We start from the raw sequence: 21434 nt of genomic DNA on the forward strand, positions 1-21434 counted from the left end.
ATGATTTTGGAAAAATCTGACATACTAGATTCTAGAATTGATGAGCTTGAGTATTGTGTCTTTGATATTGAGACAACCGGTGTCCGTCCATTTGATGGAGATAGAATTGTGGAGATAGGCGCTGTAAAAATAAAGCCAGGATTGAAGATGGATTATAAAAATAAATTTCATTTATTAGTTAATCCTGGTATTCATATACCAGATAATTCAGTCTCTATCCATGGTATAACTGATAAAGATGTTGAAGATGCACCGGATGAATGTTTAGCATTTTATCAGTTTTTAGAATTTGCAAGGGGTAGTATTCTTGTGGCTCACAACGCAAAAAAAGACATGGGCTTTTTAAGACGAGTCATGAAAGATTATTCTATTAGTGACCCCTTTGACTTTGTAATTGATACTCTTACGTTGTCAAGGAAAGTTAATATTTATAATCGTTATCACAACCTTGATGCCTTGATGGAGCAGTATAATATTAAGCTAAATTCTCCATACAAAAGGCACAGGGCACTTTTTGATGCAGAACTTACCTCTGTTATTTTTAGGTTGATGATAAAAAAGTTGCTTGCAAAGAGAATGTTTACTTTAATGGAACTGCTGATTTTTCTTGAAGCTAGAGGCTGATTCAAAATTATAAATATTGAAATCATAAACTTGATTTTTAATTTTTTATGGAGTAATCTACAAAGTTATGGGTAAAATTATTGCTGTAGCGAATCAAAAAGGTGGTGTAGGAAAGACAACCACAGCGGTTAATTTGTCTTCTGCACTTGCTATTGCAGAAGCAAAGGTTTTGATCGTGGACATGGATCCTCAGGGGAATGCTACAAGTGGGCTTGGGTATTTACCTCATGAGCTTGATAAAAGTGTATATGATGTTATTGTTGGGGACGTTGAGCTTGATGAGGTTACTTTTGAAACAAAGATTAATAATTTGTTTTTGGTTCCAAGTAAAATAGATTTAACAGCAGCAGAAATTGAGCTTGTTACTGTTTTATCAAGGGAAACAAGACTCAAGAGACATCTTGATAAAAAAAAGGATGACTATGATTTTATAATTATTGACTGTCCCCCATCGCTTGGTTTGTTGACAATTAATTCTCTTACAGCTGCTGATACAGTGCTCATTCCTTTACAGTGTGAGTATTATGCCCTTGAGGGATTAAGTCAGCTATTAAACACGGTAAGGCTGATAAAGGAAAATTTAAATCCTGGTTTGAAACTGGAAGGTATACTACTTACAATGTATGATCCTAGAAATAATTTGTCTAAGGAAGTTTACAGGCAGGTTAGAGAATACTTTAGAGATGAAATGTTTAAAACAATTATTCCTAGAAATGTAAAATTGAGTGAAGCGCCGAGTCATGGGTTGCCTATTATTTCTTACGATATAAGATCAAAAGGTGCTGAAAGTTATATAGAACTTGCAAAAGAGGTGATAAGTAGAAGATGAGTAAGAGAAACCCTTTAGGAAGAGGTTTGGAGTCTTTGATTCCCTCTAAAAATGATAATAAAGATGAAAGAAAAATTGTTAAAGAAATTGATGTCGTAGACATCAAACCAAATGAAAACCAACCTCGTAAGATTTTTGATAGGGAAAAACTTGAGGAACTTGCTGCTTCTATAAAATCTAAAGGGGTCATACAGCCCATATTAGTGGAAAGAGTAGAAAATGGGTATGTAATTTTAGCCGGTGAAAGGAGATGGAGAGCAGCTGCCCTTGCAGGATTAAAAAAAATACCAGCTATTGTTATAGACAAAACCACGGAGCAGGAAAAAATTGAAATAGGTTTGATTGAAAATATTCAGAGAGAATCTTTAAATCCTGTTGAGTTGGCTGAAGCATTCAAGACACTTATGGAAAGGTATGGTTATACTCAGGAACAGGTAGCCTCAATTGTGGGGAAAAGTAGGGCGGCAGTGGCAAATACTCTCAGACTTTTAAATCTTGATGAAAAGAGTTTTCAGGCTCTAAAGGAAGGACATATTAGTGAGGGGCATGCAAGAGCGCTTCTTGGGATAGAGGATATTGAGTATCGTCTATATGTTCTTAAGGAAATTATTGAAAAAAATCTTTCTGTAAGAGATGTAGAAAAGTTAGTAAAAAGAAAAAATAAAAAAGTTCAAAATAAAGATGAGCAGAGTAAAGATGTCTTTATTATGGCTCTTGAGGAAGAGCTTGAAAACTATTTTAAAACCAAAATTGATATCAAGATGAAGAAGAAAGGCGGTGCTATTGTTATAAACTTCAATAGTAGCGATGAACTTGATAGAATCATTAATATCTTGAGAGGCGAGTTATGATAAAAGGTGGTAAACAAGAGAGTAATACTATCAACGCATTTTTAGGGAAAAACACCAAATTTGAAGGTACTTTGATTTTTGATGGCTTGGTTAGGATTGATGGTGAGTTTGAAGGTGAAGTGAAAAGCAGTGATACATTCGTTGTGGCTGAGACTGGTAAAGTCAAGGCAAACGTTGAAGCAGGAGTTGTTAAAATTTCAGGTTTTTTTGATGGAAATATTATTGCAAAAAATAAAGTTGAGTTGTATAAACCCGCAATTGTCAAAGGTACAATAAAGACTCCATCATTGATAATAGAGGACGGAGTTACTTTCAATGGAAGTTGTGAAATGGGTAAAGATATAAATAATATTGAAAAAAAATTGGAGGAATCTAAGAAATGAGAAAGCCTCTAATCGTTGGAAATTGGAAAATGAATCTAACAATTTCTGAAGGAGTAAATCTTGTAAATTCTGTAATAGATGCTGGTATTGATCAACTGAAAGTGGATTATGGGTTTGCTCCATCATTTGTTGCTTTGGGTGAGATTAAAAAATATTTAAATGATAGCCATATATTAGCTGCTCAAAATATATATTTTGAAGATTCTGGTGCATTTACTGGGGAAGTATCAGCAGACATGGTAATATCAGCTGGTGCAAATTGTGTAATTTTGGGACATTCTGAAAGAAGGCACATTTTTAAAGAAAGTGATGAGATTATTAACAAAAAGGTTCGTCAAGCTGTGGATAAGGGGTTAAATGTCATCTTATGCGTTGGTGAATTACTTGAGGAGAGAGAAGCAGGATGTGAAGTTGAGACAGTGTTAAGGCAGGTAGCTCTTGGATTGAAAGGTTTAAACTCTGATGACATGAAAAAAGTGGTAATCGCTTATGAACCTGTTTGGGCAATTGGGACAGGCAAGACTGCTAGCAAAGATGATGCTGAGACAATGCATAGAGAAATCAGGAGTTTTGTGTCAAAGCTTTATGGAGAAAATATTGCGAATGATCTTCGAATTTTATACGGTGGTAGTGTAAAGCCTGAAAATATTAAAGAGCTTATGAGTGCTGAAAATGTTGATGGCGCTCTTGTAGGTGGTGCAAGCCTTAAGGCTGAAAGTTTTGTAAAAATTTTAAAATTCTATGAATAGAGGTGGGAAATGTATTCAGTTATTATAGCCATTCATGTGTTTGTTAGTATTTTATTAATTTTGGCTGTTTTATTGCAGTCAGGTAAAGAGTCTGATTTAGGTTCAGCTTTTGGTGGTGGTTCTTCAGATACTTTCGGACCAGCTACACCTGCTAATATTATGAACAAGATTACAACAATTCTTGTGATAGTATTCTTTTTTACTTCAATTACTCTTACTATCTTATCAAAAAACAGAACAGGAGAGTCCATTTTAAATAAAATACCAGTTTCAGCACCAGTTCAAAACAATCAATCTTTTCCTAAGGTGCCAACACAGAGCAAATGAGGTTTTTAAAGTTATTTATTATATTTTTTTTTGTAATTAATTTGTTTTCATGCAGTGAGGGGGATAAAAACAATTCCCCTTCTGCTGAATATAAGAAAGATTCGACTGTTGAAGTCAAAGCTTATGGTGATGCCCTTGTAGAAGGGAGTATTGGAGACGCAAGTAATCTTATTCCAATATTGGCAACAGATTCGGCATCCCATTCTGTAGCAGGACTTATATATAATGGATTGTTAAAATACGATAAAAACCTAAATCTTGTTGGTGATCTTGCTGAAAAATGGGAAGTTTCTGAAAATAAAAAAATAATAACATTTTATTTGCGAAAAGGTGTGAAGTGGCATGATGGTGCACCTTTTACAGCGGAAGATGTAAAATTTACTTATAAGTTAATTGTTGATGATAAGACGCCCACAGCTTATGATGCAGATTTTAGATTGATAGATAGAGTGGATGTAGTTGATAATTATACAGTGAAAGTTTTTTATAAAAAAGCATATGCACCTGCACTTTCAAGCTGGACTATTTCCATATTACCTTCACATTTACTAAAAGGGGTCGAAGTTACAAAATCTCCATTACAGAGAAAACCTGTTGGAACTGGTCCTTATAAGTTTTTGGAATGGAAGTCACAAGATCATATTACTCTAGTTGCAAATGAAGACTATTTTGAGGGGAAACCTTACGTTGAAAGGTATATTTTTAGAATAATTCCAGATACATCTTCCATGTTTTTGGAATTACTTAATGAAAATATTGACCTTATGGGGTTGTCTCCATTACAGTATACAAAGCAGACTGAAAATCCAAGATTTAAAAAAAGTTATAAAAAATATAAATATCTTGCAAATTCTTACACTTATATCGGTTATAATTTAAAAAATCCTTTTTTTGCAGATAAAAGGGTTAGACAGGCATTATCCTACGCCACTCCAAAAAATGATATTATAAAAGGGGTATTATTTGGGCTGGGAGAGATTGCCACAGGTCCTTATAAACCTGGTACTATTTGGTATAACCGGGATGTGAAAAGATACGAGTATGATCTTGAAAAGGCAAAAGAGCTTTTAAAAGAAGCTGGCTGGCAGGATAGAGATGGTGATGGTATCCTTGAAAAAGGGAAAAAGAAGTTTAAAGTGACTATTTTGACAAATCAGGGTAATTCCACCCGTAGTAGGATTGCGGAGATTGTACAGCAAAGTTGGAAGAAGATAGGAGTGGATGTGGAAATCAGAATTTTGGAATGGGCTACTTTCATTAGTGAATATATTGATAAAAGAAATTTTCAAGTGGTCATTTTGGGATGGAGTATTCCACAAGAGCCTGATCTTTATGATGTATGGCATTCTTCAAATTGTAGAGATAAAAAACTCAATTTTATCTGTTATCAAAATAAAGAGGTTGATAAACTTATTGAACTTGCAAGGACAGAGTTTGATACAGAAAAAAGAAAAGAATATTATTATAAAATCCAGGAGATTTTTGCAGAAGAGCAACCATATACATTTTTATACGTACCTGATGCACTGATTGCCCTTCACAAACGTTTTAGAAATGTTAAGCCCGCACCTGCGGGTCTTATGTATAACTTTATAGAATGGTATGTTCCAAAATCTGAGCAGAAGTATCATTTTACCCAGTAGGTAGTATGTTAGCTTATATTGTCAAACGATTATTTGGGATGATTCCTCTTCTTGTGGGGATTACACTTATCAGTTTTTTGGTGATAAATTTAGCACCTGGTGATCCTGTGCAATTTCTTTCGCAGATGAATCCTAAGATATCTGAAACAGCAAGGGCAAAGTTTATAAAGCTTTATAACCTTGATAAACCGATACATGTGAGATATTGGTTATGGCTAAAAAAACTTGTAAAACTTGACTTTGGAGAATCATTTGCTGCCGACAGAAAACCTGTTTTAGAAAAGATTAAAGAGAGGTTACCTTTAACACTGTATCTAAATATAACATCAATGATGCTTATTTTTCTTATAGCTTTGCCTCTGGGGATACTATCTGCATATTATAAAGATTCTATTTTTGATAGAGGAGTAACTATATTTGTTTTTATAGGTTTTGCTATTCCCACTTTTTGGTTAGCACTTCTTTGTATGTATTATTTTGGAGTGATTTTGGGGTGGCTCCCTATTGCAGGATTGAAGTCTTACAATTATGAGTCATTATCAACATTTGGGAAGGTAGTGGATATTGTAAAACACACGATTTTGCCGGTAGGAATTTCCGTATTTGGTGGACTTGCAGGGCTTTCCCGTTTTGCAAGAAATAGTATGCTTGATGTTTTAAATGATGAGTATATTGAAGCTGCAAGGGCTAGAGGGTTACCTGAAAGGAAGATACTGTTTAAGCATGCTTTAAAAAATGCGTTACTACCTGTGATTACTATTTTAGGGCTATCAATTCCAGGGCTTATTGGTGGTAGCGTAATCTTTGAATCAATTTTTGGGTTGCCAGGGATGGGACAGCTTTTCTATCAATCAGTTATGATGAGGGATTATCCTACAATTATGGGGATACTTGTTATTGGAGCTGTTCTTACTTTGATTGGTAATCTCATTGCTGATGTGGCCTATGCATTGGCTGATCCAAGGATTAGGTATGGTAAAAAGGGGAAATAAGCTCTTTTGGATAGGATTAATTTTGGTAGGTTTATTTTTTATTATTGCTATCTTCGCACCTGTAATAGCTACCCATGACCCTTTTAAAATAGATTTAAACAATATTTTTCTACCACCATCAAAAGAGCATTTATTTGGTACAGATGATCTTGGTAGAGATGTTTTTAGCAGGGTGGTTTATGGAACCAGAGTTTCATTGTTTGTAGGGTTTGTAGCAGTGGGGATTTCCATTTTAATAGGAACAATTTTAGGTTTAATTTCAGGCTTTTATGGTGGTTTTGTTGATGTTTTGATAATGAGATTTGTAGATATAATGCTTTGTTTTCCATCCTTTTTTCTTATTTTAGCCGTTATTGGTTTTTTAAAACCAAGTCTTACAAATGTAATGATTATAATTGGTCTTACAAGTTGGATGGGTGTTGCAAGGATGGTGCGTGCAGAGGTACTGAGTGTAAAGGAAAGGGAGTATGTGTTGGCAACACGAGTTTTGGGTTTGCCAACTTGGAAAATTTTAATAAAGCATATTTTGCCAAATGTTTTTACCCCTATATTTGTTACGGCTACTTTAGGTGTAGCAGGTGCTATTCTTACAGAATCAGCACTGAGTTTTTTGGGACTTGGGGTTCAGCCGCCGACTCCTTCATGGGGAAATATATTGACTGCAGGTAAAGACAATATTATGTTTGCCTGGTGGTTGTCCTTTTTCCCAGGTATAGCTATTTTCCTAACCGTTTTGGGATACAACTTACTAGGGGAAGGGCTGAGGGATATTCTTGATCCTAAGACCATAGATTCATCGGATAAAAAATAGATTTTAAAAAGTATTAGAAGGAGGAATAGATATGATACCAATGCTAGATATTAAAAGGGAACTAAATTTGATTGGTGATGAAGTAAGAGAAGCAGTGGAATCATCTATAAAAGAGACAAGGTTTATATTAGGTCCAAATGTGGAAGCTTTTGAAAAAGAGGCCGCAGATTATTTGGGAGTTAAATATGCTGTTGGCGTTGCCAGTGGAACGGATGCTTTGCATCTTGCCTTGCGTGCATTGGGAGTGGAAGAAGGAGACGAAGTAATTACAGTTCCTTTCACATTTATTGCAACAGCAGAGGCAATACTTTATTGCAACGCAAGACCTGTGTTTGTAGATGTGGATAGAGAGACAATGAATATGGATGTTAAGCAACTTGAAGAGAAAATTACAGAAAAAACAAAAGTGATTATCCCTGTGCATTTGTTTGGCAATCCTGCTAATATGGATGAAATTCTTGATATTGCCAAAAGACATAATGTGAAAGTGTTGGATGATTGTGCACAATCCTTTGGAGCTGTTTATAAAGGGAAAAGAGTGGGTAGTTTTGCAGATGCAAGTGCATTTAGCTTTTTCCCAAGCAAAAACCTTGGTTGTTATGGAGATGGTGGTCTTGTTACTACTAATGATGAAGAGGTTTACAAAAATTTAAAAGCTCTTAGAAATCATGGTTCATTTGTGCGTTATTATCATGAGATGCTTGGATTTAATTCAAGGTTAGATGATATACAAGCAGCCATACTGAGGGTAAAACTAAAGTATATTGATAAATTCAATGAAGACAGAAGGAATGTAGCTGATAAATACATAAATTCTCTAAAAGGGATTGTGGATATTCAAAAAGAAAATAGTGATGGTACTCATGTGTATCATCAGTTTACAATTGTCTCAGACAAAAGGGATAAAATTATTGAAAATCTAAAGGAGCATGAGATTGCATCTGCCATTTATTATCCTGTGCCTGTTCATTTGCAAAAAAGTTTTGAAAGGTTTGGGTATAAAAAAGGAGATTTTCCAGTTTCAGAATACTTATCTAAAAAGGTAGTTTCTCTTCCTATGAATCCTTTTCTTGAAGATGAAGAGGTGGATGTGATTATAGAGGTTGTAAAAGATAGTGTAAATGAATAGAACATTACTTAATTTAGGTTATTACTTTTTAAAAGGATATTACAAAACATTAAAATATGAAATTTATAATGGTGAAATTGTAAGCAATTTGAGAAAAGAGAAAAAGCAGATAATTTTTGCCATTTTTCATGGGCAGCTTTTCCCTTTTGTTTATCTTCACAGAAATGAAGGGATTGTAACTATCGTATCAGAGAGTAAGGATGGGGAAATAGCTGATTTTTTTCTTAAAAAGTTTGGATTTCAAACAGTTAGAGGTTCATCCACAAGAGGTGGAGTCAAGGCAGTAATTGGTGCAAAACGGAGGATGGGGGATAATTTTGATGCTGCTGTTACAGTGGATGGGCCTAAAGGTCCTCGTTTTGAGGTTAAACCTGGGGTGATTTATCTTGCAAAAAAGAAGACAAATTTTGTAGTGCCTGCTGTTTGCAAATGTGAAAAATACAAAGAGTTTAATAGTTGGGATAGATTCATTCTCCCATATCCATTTTCAAAGGTTAAAATAATGTATGGTGAGCCTATATATTTTTCAAAAAGTATAGATGATTCGTTAATGGAAAAGGATAGAAACTTTTTACAAAAAAGGATGCTGGAGCTTCTTGATGCTGATTTTTAGAATTATATACAATGTTATTATTTTGATTTTGTTACCCATTGCAGTGCCTTTGGGTTATCTTTTTGCATTGAAGAAGAAAGAGGAAAAAGATTACTTTGAGAGATTCGGTTTTATTAAAATAGAAAATATACCCAAAAAGAGTATCTGGTTTCATTGTGCAAGTGTAGGTGAGGCAAAGAGTATAAAGATACTGGTGGATAGAATTAGAGAAGAATTGAAAGATATTTCAATAGTAGTAAGTACTGTGACATATTCAGGTAAAAAGATTGCTGAAAAAGAGATAAATCCTGATATTTCTTTCTTGTTACCCTTAGAGAACAGTTTGGCTATAAGTTATCTTGTACATTTGTTAAATACAAAAGCTTTTTTTATAGTAGATACTGAGTTATGGCCGAATTTAATTTACAGTGTAAGTAAAAGATGTAGCCTTTATCTTATTAATGGGAGGATTTCTGATAAAAGTTTTAAAGGGTATTATTTCTTCAGGTTTATATTTAAAAATCTTCTAAGACGTTTTGAAAAGATTTTTGTAAAGAGTGATGAAGATTTTGAAAAGTTTTCAAAAATTATAGGGTGTGATGAAAATTTAATAAATCTTGGCAACTTGAAATTTTTTGAAAAAAAAGATGTTGATACCTCAGATTTATCATTTTTAGAAGGGAAAATTATAACTGCAGGTAGCACTCATCGAGGAGAGGAAGAACTTGTTTTAGCTGCTTTTGAAAGTGTGGGGAAATATTTTGAAAAACTTATAATAGTGCCTAGACATTTAAACCGTGTGGAAGAAGTAGTGCAGATTGTTAGAGATAAAGGGTATAGCCCAGCAAAGTGGAGTGATGGGGATTTAGCTGTTAGAGATGCCAAGGTAGTCGTAGTGGATGTTTTTGGAATACTGGAAAAGTTATACAAGATTTCTGAGAAAATTTTTATAGGTGGGTCTGTGGTGGAAAATATTGGGGGGCACAATATTTACGAAGCACTGCAGTTTGAAAAAGTGGTGGCAATTGGGAAAAATATGTGGAATTTCAAAGAGATTTATGATTTAGCAAGGAAACATAATGTTGTTTATGTGGTGGAAGATAAAAAGCAGCTTATTGAATATTTCAGAGATGACTTTATGTTACCAGCTGATTTTGATGGATTTGAAAGAGAGTTGAAAAAAAGTTCTGAAGATAAGCTTGATAGGATACTTGCAGAAATAAAAAGGTGGGTGTGAGTGGAAGCTTTGTTTAAATTTTTTCAGAACCGAGATTTGACTACCCTTTATCGTTATGGAAACTTCCTTGGTAATATTGCATACTATGTCCTCAGGGGTAGGAGAAGAGTTGCAGAGAGAAACTGTGAAATTATTGGAATAAAAGATATTAAAAAGGTTGTAAAAGAATCTTTTAAAAATACTTTTTGTTCGTTTATGGAGATTTTTTATCTTCATAAGGTGGATAATGAGTTTATTTTGAATAATGTTATTATTGAAAATGAAGATAAGATTAGAAAATTATTGGAAAAGTATAAATCTGTTTTTGTCGTAAGTGCTCATATTGGTTCATGGGAATTCACTCCAGTAATTTTTAAAAAAGTTTTTAAAATAAATACTGCTATAGTAGGACGGCGAATTAAAAACAAAAAGATTGATGATTTTATTAAAAAACAGAGAAGTGCAGATGGAATAAAATATTTTACTCATCGAGATGTGGCGTTGGAGCTTTCAAAACTTGTAGATGAAGGTTATGCCATAGGGACACTGCTTGATCATAGTGCCCTTTCAAAAGATAGTGTTTATGTGGATTTTTTTGGCTTGAAAACTTCCTTCATTGCAGGTGTACCGTTACTCTCTCTTAGAAAAAAAATTCCTATTCTACCCATTTTTCTCATTAGAGAAGATGGTTACTATAAAATGATTGATTATCCGCCAATATTTCCTGAGAGAAATGGGAATATTAAAGAGAATATGGAGAAAGTTGCAAGAAAAATCAATGAAGTTTATGAGGATATTATCAGGAAGTATCCTGAACAGTGGTATCTAATACACAAACGTTTCAAGAGGGTAAGAGATGGAGAAGAGACCCGTAGTGTTTATTGATAGAGATGGTACTATTAATAAAGAAGCAGGTTATATAAATCATCCCGACAATTTTGAAGTTTACCCTTTTGTGTCTCATGCAGTCAGACTTCTAAATGTAAATGATATTTTAGCTGTCGTGGTTACTAATCAGGCTGGTATAGCAAGAGGGTATTACCCTATTGGTACAATGCATCTTTTGCATGAAAAGATGGAGAGTATTTTAAATGAAAACGGTGCTAAAATTGATGCACTATATTACTGTCCTCACCATCCTTCTTCAAAAATTAAGGAGTATGCTCTTGACTGCAACTGCAGAAAACCAAAGACAGGTATGATTGATAAGGCATTACAGGAGTTGCCCATAGATGAGAAAAATATGTATGTGGTAGGGGATAAACTGAGCGATATGGAGTTTGGCTGGAATGCAGGTTGCAAAACAATTATGGTTATGACGGGATATGGTAAAGGTGAATTAGTTAAACTGAAAAATTATGAAAAAAAGCCTGATTTTATCTGTGAAAATCTACTTGATGCCGTTTTGTTCGTCTTGGAAGATTTAAAAAAATAAGGGGGACATGCCCCCTTATCTTATTCTGCACCTACACCTAGGTATGTTCTTACTTTTTCTTCTTCAAATTTTTTCTCAGCTTCTTTATCTGGAGTCATGAGAGAAGCGATGATTGCCACTATAAAAGCTAAGCTCATTGATACAACCGCAGGGTTTTTCAATGGGAAGATTGGCTGTGGATTATGAAGCACTTTTACCCATACAGTAGGACTTAAGATAATTAATATTGTAGCTGAAATTCCTCCAGCCAAAATTGACCAAACTGCTCCTGCAGTTGTGAATTTTTTCCAGACAATTGATAGGAAAAGAGCGGGGAAGTTTGCACTTGCGGCAATAGCGAAGGCAAGACCCACTAAAAATGCCACGTTTTGTCCTTTGAAAAGAATACCGAGTAATACGGCTGTTACACCGAAAATTACAGTGGATATTCTAGCCACTTTTACCTGCTCAGATTCAGTAGCTTTCCCTTTTTTGAAAACACTCACATAGATGTCATGAGAAAGAGCTGATGCAGCGGCAAGAGTAAGTCCTGCAACAACTGCAAGTATTGTTGCAAAAGCAACGGCAGCTATGAAACCTAAGAAGGCTTTTCCACCGAGAAGCTCTGCTAGAAGCGGAGCTGCCATATTACCACCTTTACCTATTTGAGTGATGAGATCTTTACCAACCAGTACTGCTGCACCAAATCCCACTATAGGAATAATTAGGTAGAAATATCCAATGAATGTAGTAGCATAAACCACAGATTTTCTTGCTTCTTTTGCATCAGGTACTGTATAAAATCTCATTAAAATATGAGGCAGTCCCAAAAGACCAAACATGAGAGCAAGACCTAATGAGAATGAATCAAGTGGTGTTGTAATAAGTCCACCAGGATTAAGCATTGCTTCACCATACATCTTTTGAACTTCGCCATAAAGAACACCAGGATTAAATCCGAATTTTGCAAGTGTGAGTATGGTCAAAACAGTAACTCCTAAAAGAAGAAGTACAGCTTTAATAATTTGTACCCAGGTTGTAGCAAGCATTCCACCAAAAAGAACGTATAGAAGCATAACAAAACCAACTATAATTTCAGCAAGCTCATAAGGCATCCCGAACATAAGCTGAATCAGTTTACCGGAACCGACCATCTGTGCAATTGTATAGCAAAGAACAACTAAAAGACCACCAATTGCAGCAGCAATTCTAATTGGCCCCTGTCTTAATCTAAAAGCCACAACATCAGCAAAGGTGTATTTCCCAAGATTCCTTAAAGGTTCTGCAATTAGAAACATCAATGCTGGCCAACCAACTAGCCAACCTACCGCATAAATCATACCATCATAACCTTTTAAAGCAACAAGACCTGAAATACCTAAAAAAGACGCAGCTGACATATAATCACCAGCCAAAGCAAGACCGTTTTGAAAACCGCTTACGCTTCTACCAGCTGCATAGAATTCGCTGGTAGTTTTGGTTTTTCTGGCAGCAAAATAAGTAATAACTAATGTGAGAATAACAACTAAAATGAAGAAAACTATAGCAATAATATTTGGTTTTCCAACACTTGTATTCATATAACTCCCCCTATTTTAGCTCACTTTTGAGCTCGTCCACAATCTTATCGTATTTTGTGTTAGCCCAGATAACATAAATAACTGTTAACAACCATGCTCCAACGACAACTAAAACCCCCATTAAAATGCCCACTGTAGTGTACTGGCCGACTTTTTGGGCAACGAGTTGTTTGTTAAGAGCTATAGTAAAAACATATCCGTAATAGATGAAAAAAAGTATTGCAAGCATGATAAAACTAAAAGTCCATTTCGTACGTACCAATCTTTTGAATTTTTCGGAATTCAATAATTGCTCAATATTCATAGACATCCTCCTTGGTTATTTTTAAAAAACTTTTTAAATTCACCTCCTTTCATTTTAAGTTTTCTTTTATTAGTTTAGGAAATATTAATTTATGAGGCGTAAATAGTATAATGTTTAATAATTGTCAATAATAAAATATTTTTCTATTTTGAGATGTAAGTATTATCAATATGTTATATGTGATAAACTAATAGTTTTTTGTATTTCATTTACTATATATTAAATAAGATGAATAATTGGTGTTATTAATATAAAATAGTTTTGTTTTATGATAATAAAATTTTAAACAAATATGCTAAAAATATTTAAAAATTACCAATGATATGTTAAAATTAATAAAAAATACGAGGTTGGTTATGCCTGTTGATTTGGTTAAGTTTATTAATAATAACAATATTTTTTCTGATGTTTCCTATGAAAAAGTAAGTAAGATAATTTCACAATCAAAAATTTTGGAATTTGAAGAAGATGAGGTTTTATTTTTTAAAGGGGATAAGTATCATAAAGGTCTTTATTTGATTGTAAGTGGTGAAGTTATTTACATGGACAATGATAAAGTAATATTAACTCTTTTGGAAGGAGACTTTGTAGGGTTATCTGCTTTTCTTGGTAAAGGCTCTTATCTTGTAAATGCCCGAGTAAAAAAAGGGTCTTTTTTGGTTTTTATGCCTGAAATTTGTGTCTATAAACTTATTAATGAATCGGAGCAGTTTAGAGAAAAGTTCTATTATGAGGTTAAACAACGTTTGGATATATTGTGTGATAGAACCGGTGAGATATCATTTGATAAGAATTATAAGCCGATTGGTAGATATATGACAAAGGATCCTATTTCTATTGAAGAAGATGCTTCGGTTTATGATGCAAGTAGGAAGATGGGGAAATATAAAATTGGCTCAGTTGTGGTTTTAAATAACAAGGGAGAGGTTAGTGGAATTTTGACAGCAAAAAATATTGTTCACCATTTCCTGGCAAAGACGGATTGTGACGATTTGAGTGTAAGTAATTTTATGGATAAAAATGTTTTAAAATTGCCTAAGGAATACCCTTTAGTGGAAGCTTTTATCGATATGCAGTTGAACAATAAGGAATACATTGTGATAGTTGAAAATGAGAAGCCGGTGGGGATTATTTCAAATAATGATATTTTAAAATATCTTTATCAAAACCTAAATATTTTGAGCATTAATGTAGAAAATGCAAACAATTTTGATCAGTTGAAAGATATTTATAAAAACTTATATAAGATTGTGGAAAAACTTGTAGATCAGACAAGATTGACGAGTGAGGTGTTACCCACTTTATCTATGATTCACCTTGAAATCCAAAAGAGGGTTTATGAATTAACGGTACAGATGTTTTATAGTAAAAAAGGGATAAATATTGAAGATATTAAACATGCTTTTGTTATTATGGGAAGTGGTGCGAGAAAAGAGATGATGCTTGATCCTGACCAGGATAATGGTTTTATCTTTGCTGATGATATAACATTAAGAGAAAAAAAGATTATGATGGATTTTGCTAATGATTTGGTGGAAAACCTTAATTATGTGGGATATAGAAAATGTCCAGGTCATGTTATGATTATAAATGAAAGGTTGTCAAAAACATTGTCGGATTGGAAAACTGACATTGCAAATATTGTTAATAATCCTGGAAATATAGGGCTGATGTGGTCATCGATAATGTTTGATATGGGGTGTTTGGCAGGAGATGAAAGACTTGTTTGGGAATTGAAAGATTTTGTGGTGAAGGTAGTAAAAGAAAAGGATATTTTTTTGATTCAGTTGTTGGAGAAAGAAACACATAATAGAATACCTCTTTCGATGTTTGGAAGGTTTATTGTGGAGAAGAAGGGAGAGCATAAAGGGGAAATCAATTTAAAAACTCAAGCTCTTACTTTTATCGTGGATGTTACAAGAGCATTTATTTTAAAACATGGATTATTCGAAACTAATACTATAGACAGATTGAAAGCTCTTAAAAGAAAAGGGATTTTGGGTGAAGATATGGTGTTAAACGTGATGAATGCCTATGAAATATTAGTGGATATGATTTTGAGGAGTCAGATTGAAAAAAGTAAAAAAATGGAACAGGTTAATAAATATATTAATCCTGAAAAGCTATCAAAATACAATCAGCAAAGATTAAAAGAATCACTCTCGATTATTTCAAAATATTTAAATACAGCACTTAAAGTTTTCAAGGGGCATCCATAAAAATAGATAAGAGGGAAAGAAAGGCTCATTATTAAAATGAGCCTGTTATATGGGTTGTTATGCTTTTTGAACTTTACCAGCTTTAATACATTTTGTGCAAACTTTCTTTCTTACTACTTTACCATCTTCAATAACTCTAATTTTATGCACATTAGGATAAAAAACCCTTTTTGAGACGTTGTGAGCGTGGCTAATTGTGTGTCCAAACATTGGACCTTTACCACATATATCGCATCTTCTTGCCATTATCTCTACCTCCATCTTAAAATGAGCGAACAACTCATATATATGAAAAACAAACTTTTTGCAACGGTTTTTATATAAAATTTAAAAATAATTTTTCTTCAACTGCCTTATAACCTTTTCTTCTGATATCAGCAGCACCAAATTTGCAGTTTACAGTAGGAGTCCACCAAAATAGATATTGTAGTTATCAAATTTTGCTGTAGTGTAGAATTTTTTTATTTCATTTACAAGTATTTTATTTAAATTCATTTCTTTTGCATTATTTTTTCAAAAGATTTTTTATAACCTTAAGTAACTCTTTGGCATCAAAAGGTTTTTTGAAAAAGGGGTAATTTTTATCGAAAATTTCTTTTATTAGTTTGGATTCGTCAGACCCTGAAATAAAAATGATTGGCATTTCAGGTTTTAATGTTAAAAACTTTTTTGCTAAATCAATGCCATTTTTGTCATATAAAAAAATATCTATTATTGCTAGCTCAATATTGTTACTAGTAAATTTAATTAAAGCATCGTTATAACTGTTTGATGTCATAATATCATACAGTTCACGATCTAAAATAATTTTTGCTGAATCAAGTATAGAATCCTCATCATCTACTAATAATATTGTTTTCTTGGTTTTATCTCTTTTTGATTGTATAGACAAATCGCTTACTAAATTGTAGGTATGCATAATTGTGGGGAGATAGATTTTAAAGGTTGTACCTTTACCCACCTCAGATTCTGCAGTTATTGTGCCACCATGTTTTTTTATTATACCATAGCTGGTAGCTAAACCAAGGCCTGTTCCTCCACCAGCTTTTTTTGTGGTATAGAATGGTTCAAAAATTTTGGGTAAATCCTTTTCCGCAATTCCGACACCAGTATCAGATATAGATAGCTCGATATATGCACCGGGGTTTAGTTCAGGATTAAAGAGGCTACTGTATTCATCAATAACTTTACAATTTGCTGTAATCTGAAAAACTCCTCCATTTGGCATCGCATCTTTTGCATTTGCTGTGAGATTTAAAATAACTTGAGTCATCTGGATTGGATCACCCTCAAAAGCAGGCAAATTTGAAGGGATATCTATGATCAAAGAGATGTTTTCTCCAAGTGTGCTTTTAATTAATGGAACAGTATCATTTATTAATTTTTTAATGTTTAAAATTTTGATATCTGATTTAGATTCTCTACTAAATTCTAATAGCTTATTTATTAACTGTGCAGATTTATTTGAAGATTCATGGATTATTTTTGCTGATTTTTTTAGCTGTTCTGGCAGATCTTTATTTTTTAAAAGATAGGATGATAATGTAACAATTGGAGTTAACATGTTGTTGAGTTCGTGAGCTATACCGGCAGTAAAATATGCAATACTTCTTAGTTTTTCAGTATTTATTATCTGAAATTCAAAATTTTTATAAAGAGTTATGTCATATAGAAAACTATACACATGTGTAAGATTACCATCTTTATCAAATCTACCAACAGCATTTTCTAAAACGATAGTTTCATTACCTTCTTTATCGATATAAGTCATTTCGATGTTTTTTACCGTTTTCTTTTCCTTTAAAATTTTTAGAAATAGTTCTCGCTGTTTTCTATCTTTATAGAAATTTGAAGCGTTAATCGTTTTGAGTTCATTTTTATCTTTATATTTAAAGAGATTTAAGAATGCTTGATTACAGTCGATAAAATCTCCTTTAGGTGTGGTAATACAAATTGCAGCAAGATTTTCTTCTAAAAATTTTTCAAAATCTTCAGATAAATTTGATAATTTCATAGATTGTTCTAATCTGTAGAACGTGCTTGCTATAAGGTTTGATATTTCACTTAGGATTATACGTTCAAATTCTTCGAGTTTTCTATCCCAAGCATTTATGTTTAAGATTATGTATCCATAAAAATTATTGAGATACTGAATTTTGGATGAAAAAGTAAGGCTTCCATGTTGTAAGTTTAAATATGGGCAGGTTTTGCATGTCTTATTGTTATGATGATCATTTAAGACGATATAATTTTGATTATGCAATGCGTTGATACATTCTGGTAACCCTTTTTCAAGATTTTTTGCAAATAGTGTTTCATCATCCTTTGTAAAACCGTAAGTTATAAAGTCACTGATTTCTTTATTATTATCAAGTAAAACGATAGAAAAACATTTTATATCATTATATTTTGAAAGAAGATTTGCCGTTTCTGATAAAATTAATTCTTTAGATTGTAATAGTTTGAGATTTTTATTAAGTTCATGCAAGATAAACAGCAAATTGAGATGGTTTTGAAGCTTTTTTTTAGCAGATTTCTCTTCGTGGATATCAATGGCAGTTATTAACCCTGCATGTTTACCGTTGTAAGTTGTAACTCGTCCTTCCAGTAAAACCCATCTCTTTTTTCCATCTTTTCTTTTTACAAGTATTTCATATTTGTTTTCAGGGTCATACCCTTCTTGTCGCTTTCTACCCCGTTTTTTTACAATTTCTTGAAAATTATCATCTACTAACTCCCAGAATTTCATCCCAACAATTTCATTTTTTGAATAACCAGTAATTTTAGTGGCTGCAGGATTTGCGAAGATTATAATGTCATCTTGATAAAAGATAATTGCAACAGAGGTTTTTTCATAAAGGTCTCTAAAAATTTGATTTCTTTCTTCTAACTGAATTTGAATTTTCTTTTTATCCGTGATATCTTTTATGGTAATTAATACGTTATCAATAGTTTTTTTGTTAATAATTATAGGAGTTGAGGTGATCTGTAGATATTTTGTTTTTCCATTAAATGGAACTTTCAATTCATTATCGCTAGATTTTCCTGTAATAATAACTTCTTTAGCTGGACATTTTGATACATTTTGGCAAATATTGTGAAATTCTTTTTTGTTATCAAAGCATTTATTGCCCTCGATAAAACCTTTTTCTTTTGCTTTGTGATTTGCAAATAAGATGGTAAGATCTTTGTTTACTGAAAAAACGATGTCTGGTAGATTATCTAAGATTTTTTTAAAAAAAAACGCATCTGCTCTCATATATAATTCTAAAGTATTTTCCATTTAAGTTCAATTTAATTTGAGGTTTTGGAGTCACCCCTATTTTTTAAGAATAGTAATATTATGAGTATTATTAGTAGATTACACACTAAATACAGTGGAAAATATTTTTCTCATTCTCGTGGCACGTCCAGTGCCACTTGCGAGGCAGGTTTCTCAAAAATCGCCATCCATGGCGATTTTTTGGAAACCTAAACCCGAAAAATATTTTCCAATGTATTATAAAATATTATTTTTTAAATTTTGGGGTGACTCCAGAATTTGAAGTTGTTTTTAAGGGTTAAATAAGGGTTGAATATTTTTTAACTCTGATTTATATTTTGCACATGGAAAGATTAGATGAATTAAGAAAACAAATTGATGTAATTGATGAGCAGATATTAAAATTATTGAATAAACGAGCAGAGCTTGCCATTGAAATTGGTAAGATAAAAAAAGCTCAAAACAAACCTCTTTATGTGCCGTCGAGAGAAAAAGCTATTTACGAAAGATTAAAAGCTATAAATAGTGGCCCTTTCCCTGATGAGTATATAAAAAATGTGTTTCGTGAGATTATATCTGCATCACTTTCCCTTGAAGAGGTGCAGAAAATTGCTTATCTTGGGCCAGAAGGGACATTTACCCATCTGGCTGGAATAAAACATTTTGGACTAGCAGCAAAATTAATTCCGCTTTCCAATATCTCTGATGTTTTCGAATATGTGGAGAAGAAGAGATGTACATATGGGGTTATTCCTATAGAAAACTCTCTTGAAGGGGTGGTAAATCATACCCTTGATATGTTTATGGATTCAAATCTTAAAATTTGTGGCGAAGTATACCTTGAGGTATCCCATCATTTGATGAATTTGAGTGGAAATTTTGATGATATAAAAAAGATTTATTCTCACCCCCATGCTATTGCTCAATGCAGAAAATGGTTATCTAAAAATGCAAGAAGGATTACTGTAGTGGAGGTGGAGTCTACTGCCAAAGCGGCTGAAATTGCTAAAAAAGATGCATCTGTAGCTGCTATTGCCTCTGAGATGGCTGAAATTCATTATGGTTTGAAGATTGTAGAAAAAAGTATAGAAGATTTTACAAACAATTTTACAAGGTTTCTCGTGATTGGATATACAGAGTCTGCAAGGACCGGCAATGATAAAACATCAATAATGTTTTCTGTAGCTCATAGAGCTGGTTCTTTGTATGAGGCACTGAGGGCTTTTGCAAAACAGAATATAAACATGACAAAGATAGAGTCTCGTCCCTCCAAAAGGAAAGCCTGGGAGTATATTTTTTACGTAGATATAGATGGTCATATTATGGATGAAAATGTAAAAATTGCACTGGATAACTTTTCAAAAAATGTTAATATATTAAAAATATTAGGCTCTTATCCAAAGGGGGAAAAATGATAGATTTTAAAAAGCTTGCAGGAGAAAATATTGCATTACTTATACCATATAAGCCTGGTAAACCTGTAAAAGAGCTGGAAAGAGAATTGGGGATAAGAAAGGCAATAAAACTTGCGTCAAACGAAAATCCTATGGGGATTTCGCCAAAGAGTAAAGAGGCTTTAATTTCCTTTATGGATGAATTGAATAGATATCCTCTTGGCGATTGTTATTATTTAAGAAAAAAGCTTGCCGGTAAGCTCGGGGTTGCAGAGAATAAGCTACTTTTTGGTACAGGTTCTAATGAAATTATAGAATTGTTAATTAGAACTTTTGTAAAATCTGGTGAAAATGTGGTTTCTTTTTTCCCAAGCTTTTCAGTGTACGGAATAATTGCTCAGGCGAACGGCTCTTTCTGCAAATGGGTTGAAACAGACGATGATTTCAAAGTAAATTTTGAAAAAATACTAAATACAATTGATAATAATACAAAAATAGTTTTTCTTGCAAACCCTAATAATCCTACAGGTACATATTTTAGCCATGATGAACTAGTTAATTTTCTTGATAATGTTAGGGATGATGTTCTTGTTGTTTTAGATGAAGCTTATTATGAGTTTGTTGATGCTCATGATTATCCTCAGAGTGTAAAATTGTTGGATAAATATCCAAATCTTTTTATTATGCGGACCTTCTCAAAAGCTTATGGTTTGGCAGGATTTAGGATTGGTTATGTGATAGGAAGTCCTGAAGGGATTGATATGTTAAACAGAGTGCGCCAGCCTTTCAATGTGAATATGGCTGCTCAAATTGTGGCTGAAGCTGCTCTTGAAGATCACGAGTTCTTGAGGAAGGTTATTAAAAATAATCGAGATGGTAAAATTTATCTTTATAATGAGTTTAAAAAACTGGGATTGAAATATTATGAAACGCAGGCCAATTTTATCCTTGTAGATGTGAAGGACGGTAATAAGGTTTTTAATGATTTGCTATATAAAGGTGTAATTGTGAGGTTTCTTGGACCGAAACTTGCACCTTACATCAGGGTATCCATCGGATTGCCTGAGGAGAATGAAATTTTTATAGAAAAGCTAAAAGAGGTTTTGGAGGTATAA

Annotated in this window: 21 protein-coding genes; 17 read left to right on the forward strand and 4 right to left on the reverse strand. The window is 33.1% G+C overall.

What is annotated here, in order from left to right; all coding sequences use genetic code 11:
- The 14 genes from FHQ18_RS08415 (at position 1) to FHQ18_RS08480 (ending at position 11581) form a co-directional block, all read left to right on the forward strand.
- Positions 1-624, forward strand: coding sequence for a 3'-5' exonuclease (locus FHQ18_RS08415; RefSeq protein WP_149266725.1), 624 nt, complete (start codon positions 1-3; stop codon positions 622-624).
- A gap of 67 nt (positions 625-691) precedes the next feature.
- Positions 692-1453 carry a ParA family protein gene (locus FHQ18_RS08420; protein WP_149266726.1) on the forward strand — a complete coding sequence of 254 codons (762 nt, stop codon included), beginning with the start codon at positions 692-694 and terminating at the stop codon, positions 1451-1453.
- Entirely contained in the window at positions 1450-2304 is an 855-nt protein-coding gene (locus FHQ18_RS08425; protein WP_149266727.1) for a ParB/RepB/Spo0J family partition protein, read from the forward strand. The genes FHQ18_RS08420 and FHQ18_RS08425 overlap by 4 nt, the downstream gene beginning before the upstream one ends.
- Positions 2301-2687, forward strand: coding sequence for a bactofilin family protein (locus FHQ18_RS08430; protein WP_149266728.1), 387 nt, complete (start codon positions 2301-2303; stop codon positions 2685-2687). Before FHQ18_RS08425 ends, FHQ18_RS08430 begins: the two co-directional genes overlap by 4 nt.
- Complete coding sequence (gene tpiA / locus FHQ18_RS08435; RefSeq protein ID WP_149266729.1) at positions 2684-3436, forward strand: triose-phosphate isomerase; 753 nt, start codon at positions 2684-2686, stop codon at positions 3434-3436. Before FHQ18_RS08430 ends, tpiA begins: the two co-directional genes overlap by 4 nt.
- Before the next feature lie 9 nt (positions 3437-3445).
- Positions 3446-3763 carry a preprotein translocase subunit SecG gene (secG, locus tag FHQ18_RS08440; protein ID WP_149266730.1) on the forward strand — a complete coding sequence of 106 codons (318 nt, stop codon included), beginning with the start codon at positions 3446-3448 and terminating at the stop codon, positions 3761-3763.
- The gene (locus FHQ18_RS08445) at positions 3760-5406 is read left to right on the forward strand and encodes a peptide-binding protein (RefSeq protein WP_149266731.1); all 1647 of its coding nucleotides are present in this window, start codon (positions 3760-3762) and stop codon (positions 5404-5406) included. The genes secG and FHQ18_RS08445 overlap by 4 nt, the downstream gene beginning before the upstream one ends.
- 5 nt (positions 5407-5411) lie before the next feature.
- Positions 5412-6398 carry an ABC transporter permease gene (locus FHQ18_RS08450; RefSeq protein WP_149266732.1) on the forward strand — a complete coding sequence of 329 codons (987 nt, stop codon included), beginning with the start codon at positions 5412-5414 and terminating at the stop codon, positions 6396-6398.
- Positions 6379-7209, forward strand: coding sequence for an ABC transporter permease (locus FHQ18_RS08455; RefSeq protein ID WP_149266733.1), 831 nt, complete (start codon positions 6379-6381; stop codon positions 7207-7209). Before FHQ18_RS08450 ends, FHQ18_RS08455 begins: the two co-directional genes overlap by 20 nt.
- Before the next feature lie 31 nt (positions 7210-7240).
- Entirely contained in the window at positions 7241-8338 is a 1098-nt protein-coding gene (locus FHQ18_RS08460; protein ID WP_149266734.1) for a DegT/DnrJ/EryC1/StrS family aminotransferase, read from the forward strand.
- A complete protein-coding gene (locus tag FHQ18_RS08465; protein ID WP_149266735.1) occupies positions 8331-8951 on the forward strand; it encodes a lysophospholipid acyltransferase family protein in 621 nt (206 codons plus the stop codon). The genes FHQ18_RS08460 and FHQ18_RS08465 overlap by 8 nt, the downstream gene beginning before the upstream one ends.
- Entirely contained in the window at positions 8938-10167 is a 1230-nt protein-coding gene (locus FHQ18_RS08470) for a 3-deoxy-D-manno-octulosonic acid transferase (protein WP_149266736.1), read from the forward strand. Before FHQ18_RS08465 ends, FHQ18_RS08470 begins: the two co-directional genes overlap by 14 nt.
- The gene (locus FHQ18_RS08475) at positions 10168-11031 is read left to right on the forward strand and encodes a lysophospholipid acyltransferase family protein (protein ID WP_149266737.1); all 864 of its coding nucleotides are present in this window, start codon (positions 10168-10170) and stop codon (positions 11029-11031) included.
- Positions 11003-11581, forward strand: a complete 579-nt coding sequence (locus FHQ18_RS08480) for a D-glycero-alpha-D-manno-heptose-1,7-bisphosphate 7-phosphatase (RefSeq protein WP_149266738.1) — start codon at positions 11003-11005, stop codon at positions 11579-11581. The genes FHQ18_RS08475 and FHQ18_RS08480 overlap by 29 nt, the downstream gene beginning before the upstream one ends.
- Before the next feature lie 20 nt (positions 11582-11601).
- Here FHQ18_RS08480 and FHQ18_RS08485 read toward each other — a convergent pair whose 3' ends face one another.
- Entirely contained in the window at positions 11602-13140 is a 1539-nt protein-coding gene (locus FHQ18_RS08485) for a sodium:solute symporter family transporter (protein ID WP_149266739.1), read from the reverse strand.
- A gap of 10 nt (positions 13141-13150) precedes the next feature.
- Complete coding sequence (locus tag FHQ18_RS08490; RefSeq protein ID WP_149266740.1) at positions 13151-13444, reverse strand: DUF485 domain-containing protein; 294 nt, start codon at positions 13442-13444, stop codon at positions 13151-13153.
- Positions 13445-13800: 356 nt separating this feature from the next.
- Here FHQ18_RS08490 and FHQ18_RS08495 point away from each other — a divergent pair, with 356 nt between their 5' ends.
- Positions 13801-15663, forward strand: a complete 1863-nt coding sequence (locus FHQ18_RS08495; RefSeq protein WP_188020377.1) for a putative nucleotidyltransferase substrate binding domain-containing protein — start codon at positions 13801-13803, stop codon at positions 15661-15663.
- A 57-nt stretch (positions 15664-15720) separates the two neighbouring features.
- Here FHQ18_RS08495 and rpmB read toward each other — a convergent pair whose 3' ends face one another.
- Together rpmB and FHQ18_RS08505 are read right to left on the reverse strand one after the other, a co-directional pair.
- Positions 15721-15909 (reverse strand): 50S ribosomal protein L28, encoded by a 189-nt coding sequence (gene rpmB / locus FHQ18_RS08500; RefSeq protein ID WP_149266742.1) that lies wholly within the window; start codon positions 15907-15909, stop codon positions 15721-15723.
- 259 nt (positions 15910-16168) lie between these two features.
- The gene (locus FHQ18_RS08505) at positions 16169-18946 is read right to left on the reverse strand and encodes a hybrid sensor histidine kinase/response regulator (protein WP_149266743.1); all 2778 of its coding nucleotides are present in this window, start codon (positions 18944-18946) and stop codon (positions 16169-16171) included.
- Positions 18947-19269: 323 nt separating this feature from the next.
- Between FHQ18_RS08505 and pheA the strand changes: the two genes are divergently transcribed.
- On the forward strand, positions 19270-20340 hold the full coding sequence (gene pheA / locus FHQ18_RS08510; RefSeq protein ID WP_149266744.1) for a prephenate dehydratase: 1071 nt from the start codon (positions 19270-19272) through the stop codon (positions 20338-20340).
- The gene (gene hisC, locus FHQ18_RS08515) at positions 20337-21434 is read left to right on the forward strand and encodes a histidinol-phosphate transaminase (RefSeq protein WP_149266745.1); all 1098 of its coding nucleotides are present in this window, start codon (positions 20337-20339) and stop codon (positions 21432-21434) included. The genes pheA and hisC overlap by 4 nt, the downstream gene beginning before the upstream one ends.

This window comes from Deferribacter autotrophicus, assembly GCF_008362905.1.
Lineage (GTDB): Bacteria > Chrysiogenota > Deferribacteres > Deferribacterales > Deferribacteraceae > Deferribacter > Deferribacter autotrophicus.